At 46.8% G+C, this 5,339-nt stretch carries 4 protein-coding genes; 1 reads left to right on the top strand and 3 read right to left on the bottom strand.

The features are described from left to right. Positions 1 to 2,475: phosphoenolpyruvate carboxylase (gene ppc, locus B3O33_RS01215; protein WP_292362770.1), on the top strand; the 2,475-nt coding region annotated here is incomplete at its 5' end. Here the strand turns inward: ppc and B3O33_RS01210 are convergent. The 3 genes from B3O33_RS01210 to B3O33_RS01200 form a co-directional block, all read right to left on the bottom strand. Beyond that, complete coding sequence (locus tag B3O33_RS01210; protein ID WP_292362337.1) at positions 2,472 to 3,695, bottom strand: DEAD/DEAH box helicase; 1,224 nt, start codon at positions 3,693 to 3,695, stop codon at positions 2,472 to 2,474. The genes ppc and B3O33_RS01210 overlap by 4 nt on opposite strands. A 107-nt stretch (positions 3,696 to 3,802) precedes the next feature. After that, positions 3,803 to 4,675, bottom strand: coding sequence for an EamA family transporter (locus B3O33_RS01205; RefSeq protein WP_292362338.1), 873 nt, complete (start codon positions 4,673 to 4,675; stop codon positions 3,803 to 3,805). Further along, entirely contained in the window at positions 4,675 to 5,208 is a 534-nt protein-coding gene (locus B3O33_RS01200; protein ID WP_292362339.1) for a DUF411 domain-containing protein, read from the bottom strand. Before B3O33_RS01200 ends, B3O33_RS01205 begins: the two co-directional genes overlap by 1 nt. Between the last annotated feature and the right edge of the window lie 131 nt (positions 5,209 to 5,339).

The raw sequence follows: 5,339 nt of genomic DNA, 5'->3' as shown, positions 1-5,339 counted from the left end.
TTTCTGGATACGCTGACTCAGTTTAAAAATGAAGGTGTCTCGGTAGACCAGCTACAGGCTTTGCTGGAAAAACTGGTTTTTATGCCTGTGTTCACTGCCCACCCGACAGAATCCAAACGCCGTACCGTAATGGAAATGTTGCGCCGGGTGTTCTTGCTGGATGAGAAACTTACCGCAGGATTATTAACTCCCTTTGATCAGCAGCAGATTCGTACTGACTTGAAACGTCAGATACAGCTGCTCTGGTCAACCGATGAGGTGAGGGCGGTTAAGCCATCGGTGCGCGATGAAATCAAAAACGGTCTGTATTATTTTAATGTGAGTCTGTTTGATGCAGTGCCAAGAAGTTACCGTAATCTGGAAAATGCGTTGCGCCGCGTGTATGGCGATGAGCTGGATCCCGAAACCCCAATCGTCGTGCCGGATTATTTGCGTTTTGGTTCATGGATTGGTGGCGACCGTGATGGCAATCCCTACGTGACCGCTGAAACAACTGAAATGGCGATTGCTTTGCAGAAACGCACTGTTATCCGCCGCTATCTGGAGGATGTGACCAAGCTCAGTTTTATTCTGACTCAATCGCAACCACTCTGCCACATCAGTAAAGAGCTCTCTGCGGATATTGAACAGAGTGAACAGCGGTTTGCTGGTGCTTTTGTGACCAACCCACAACGCTTTGTGAATGAACCTTATCGTCGCAAACTTTATATGATGCGTTATCGGCTTAAGGATAATCTTGCCGTGCTGGAAGAGTTTTTCCGCCCGGATCTGCAAATTGAAAGTCTGGGTGTGGCTTACCACAATGAAGATGAATTTCTTGCTGATCTGCACCTGATACATAAATCACTGGTCGACAATGGTGATATAGCGATTGCAGCTGCTGAGCTTACTGATCTGATACGACTGGTCAAAACCTTCGGATTTTATCTTTATAATCTGGATATACGTCAGGAATCCTCCAAGCACACCGACGCGGTCGCCGAAATACTTGCTCTCACCGGACTTAATCGTCATTACCTGCAAATGAATGAAGCCGAGCGGCAGGCCTTGTTAAGTGATTTACTGGCGGCGCCAAGATTGCCAGAGATTTATGGCGATTTGCAGCCAGACTCTCTGGAAATACTCAATGTATTCAGACTGATTGCCCGACTGCGGGTAGAGGTCAGTGAAAAAGCGTTTGGCAATTATGTGATTTCGATGACGCACCAGGCCAGTCATATTCTGGAAGTGATGCTGCTGGCCAGATTTGCAGATTTGATTGGCGAAGATGAACACGGCTGGTATTGCCATATCCGGGTTTCACCATTATTCGAAACCATTGAGGATTTGGAACATATCGAGCCGGTAATGTCTGCCTTGCTGGAAAACAGCCAATATCGAACTCTGTTAAGCGCATCCGGCAATATGCAGGAAGTGATGCTGGGTTATTCAGACTCCTGCAAAGATGGCGGCATTCTGGCCTCGGCCTGGAATTTATATCAGGCTCAGAAAACCGTCAGTCGGCTATCCGAACAATATGCGATTGGCTGCCGCATGTTTCATGGCAGAGGCGGTACCATCGGTCGGGGTGGTGGCCCAACCCATGATGCGATCCTGGCCCAACCGGTAGATACTGTACACGGACAAATTAAATTCACTGAACAGGGCGAAGTATTGTCTTTCAAATATGGCAATACCGAGACAGCCGCTTATGAACTGGGTATGGGCGTGTCAGCCCTGATCAAAGCCAGCAGGGGACTGGTCACTGATTCAGCACAGGAAAAACCGGAATATTTGCATATCATGCAGCAACTGGCGCAGTTGGGCGAACAGCAGTATCGGCGACTCACTGAGCAGACTCCCGGTTTTCTGGATTATTTTTACGAAGCCTGTCCCATCAGTGAAATTGGTTTGATGAATATCGGTTCACGACCTTCACATCGCAAAGCCGGTGATCGTTCTAAATCCTCGGTCAGAGCAATTGGTTGGGTATTTGCCTGGGCGCAATCCAGACATACGTTGCCGGGCTGGTATGGCATAGGCAGTGCGATTGCTCAGTGGGTTGCTGATGATCCAGGTCGTCGCGATACGTTGCAAAAAATGTATTTTGAATGGCCGTTTTTCCGGGCGATGGTCAGCAACACCCAAATGTCACTGTCCAAGGCCGATATGGAGATCGCCGCAGAATATGCTGATTTGTGTATAGATAAACAACAGGCAGCAGAAGTCTTACAGGTGATTCGTCAGGAGTATCAGCAAACAGTCAGTCAGTTATTGCAACTGACTGGAGCCGAAAAGCTGATGGCCGAAAATCCACTATTGGCATTGTCTCTGCGTCGCCGTCAGGCCTATCTGGATCCGTTAAATCATATTCAGTTGCTGTTATTAAAGCGTTACCGGTTTGGTGGTTATACCGAAACTGAAACCGCCAAATGGCGGGATCCGCTGTTACGCAGTATCAGTGCTATTTCTCAGGGTATGCGTAATACCGGTTAACTATCTTCTGATGGCTGGCGGTCTTTTTTCGGAATATAACGGGCTTTTTCATCTTTTGTTTTGGAACGCGCCTTGTTGGCTTTGGCTTTAGGCGCTAATCCTTTTAATTTGCGAATCGGCAAACCATGTCCCAGGTGATATTCAATGCGTTCCAGATTTTTCAGATCATGCGGTTCGACCAGATTAATCGCCGTGCCGTGTTTGTCTGCACGACCGGTGCGACCAATGCGATGAATATAATTATCGCCGCGAAACGGTAAATCATAGTTAATAACGTGCGTGATATCAGCAACATCCAGTCCGCGGGCAGCGACATCGGTAGCGACCGTGACTTTGATTTGGCCTGCTCGGAATTTACGGATGCGTTCACGACGTATTGATTGATCAAAATCACCGTGCAGTAACTGAGCTGAGATATTTTGTGACTGTAACCAGTCGCAGACTTCTTCGGCGCGGATTTTTTTATTGCAGAACACTAAAGCGCGTTGACAGGCTGGTGCGTTAATAAATGCCAGTAATAAGGCCTGTTTATGTTCACGGTTATCGGCCAGATACACCTGCTGGGTGACATTCTCTGCCAATTGATTGGCCGCATTAATATGGATTTCCTGCGGATCGTTAAGCAGTTCTTCGGCAAAAATTCTGACACCACTGCCTGCTAAGGTCGCTGAGAAAAGTCCGGCCTGAAATTTGGATTTAATGGTGGCCAGCGCCATCAATACATCGGGCCCCTGACCCATATCCAGCATGCGATCGGCTTCGTCAATAATGACCAGTTCAACGGCCGATAAATCAACCGACTCATCTTCAACCAGACCTAAAAGTCGGCCCGGCGTAGCAATAATAATGTCGCATTGGGCTTGAGCATGTTGTACCTGGGCCCAGGGCGATGCACCGCCGGTCAACATGGCGATTGTTGGTTTGAACGCTTTACCTAATTGATGAAACACATGCTGGATCTGAAATGCCAGTTCTCGGGTGGGGGCCATAATCAGAATACGCGCCTGATCATGTTTATGCCGTTCATCATTGAGGCGTTGCAGGATAGGCAGAATAAATGCAGCGGTTTTTCCGGTACCGGTAGCGGCGCAGGCCAGTACATCCTGACCGGCTAATAATGCCGGAATGGCCAGTTGCTGGACTTCAGTCGGTTTTTCAAAACCGCTGTCGCGAACGGCAGCAATCAATTCATAATCAAGGAACAGATCGTCAAATGTCATGGTGTTTATCTTATCAGTCGAAAGCGCCTGAAGGATCACAACAGGCATAGAAGTGGCGGGCAATATACCACAATATTAATCGTTAGCCCGAAAGAGGCGGTAGTCAGTTAAGTGGTTAACACAAGCAAACAGCCCGCAATCATCACTCCACAGGCAGATAATCTTCGAAGTATATGTTTCTCATGAAAAATCCGATAGCCGAGAAAGACCTGTAACACCATGCTGAGTTGGAATAATGCCAGTGAATACGCCACCAGTAATTGTGAAAATACCAGCATGGTGGTGTATTGCATTAAAAAGATAAAACTGCCGAGCCAGAGAAAATGATGCCGATGTTGGTTGGCGGTTTGCCAGTCTTTTTGCCAGCGCTTACCACCAAACCGGTAATACAAGCCCACTGAGAGCGGTAAACCAAACAAACACCAATACAAGGTAGTTGCTAAGGCTCCGCCACTGAGCACGGCATTTTTTAGCGGTAAAGTACCAATTGAAAATAACAATATGGATAAAAACCGGTATTGCACACCGCGCTGTCTGAACAAATGCCACAGACGATTTGATGAGGTACTGGCAACCGGGGGAAATAATAAAAAGCTGCCGAGTAAGATGATGATAACACCGGTGAAACCCTGAAGGTTAGGTACTTCGTCCAGAAATATCAGCGCCAGTATCATCGAAAAAACGACTTTATAAGCATTAAGAGGCCCGAAAACAGACAGATCAGTTTTGGATAAAGACAGCACCAGAAACAGCGTACCGGCCATATCCAGCAACGCTGCCAGCAGAATATTGAGCCAGAAGCCGTCTTCAATAGCGTTATGTTCAACCAGTATTAATAACGGCAGGCTGATGGATGCTAAAACGACATAGGAAAGCATCACGATAAACAGTGAATGCAAACCTTTATGAGTGAATTGTTTCTGAAAAACGTTAGCTGCAGCGGAAGAAAAAACCCGCCCAAGGACGATCAGTAATTCCATTACTCAGCGTGGTTTAATGGCAGATAGTTATTTTCAGCGTTGGTTTGATAGGCATTAAACAATTGGTACTGCGTATCATCATCGAAGCTGAACACAATAAAATGATCTTTACGCAATCCCATTTCCATCCCCGGTGTGCCCACCGGCATCTGCGGTACTGACAAACCTTTGATGTGAGCCGGTTTATCGAGTAATAGTTGTTTTATATCATCTGCCGGCACATGACCTTCAATTACATAATCATTGACAACTGCGGTATGGCAGGACGCCATCATATTGGATACGCCCAGTTTTTCTTTAATTTTGGACATATCATTGCTGATGATGTCGATCACCTCAAACTGATGTATTTCAAGATGTTCAATCCATTTATGGCAACACTGGCAGTTGGCGTCACGATAAACGGTAATGGTTTGTGGTTGTTCCAGTTGCAGACGTGCATGATCCCATTCGCTGGCAAAGAGCGTGGATGCGAAAGCCAGATTCAGCAGTAAAGCCAGACCGAAGTTGATAGTCTTATTAAAGGCACTCAATCATTATCTCCTGATCGGGGCTGTTTTTTTCGACGTATTCCAAGGCCCACAAGGTTGACTTGTTGTTTTCAACATCAATTATCTGCGGTAATTCCAGACAATTGATGCCACGGTTTTGAAACAGCTCGCAT

It is taken from the genome of Methylophaga sp. UBA1464 (assembly GCF_002325665.1).
In the GTDB taxonomy this organism is placed as follows: Bacteria; Pseudomonadota; Gammaproteobacteria; order Nitrosococcales; family Methylophagaceae; genus Methylophaga.
Note: the sequence above shows the minus strand (reverse complement) of the source record. Positions and strands in the feature narration are given on the sequence as shown.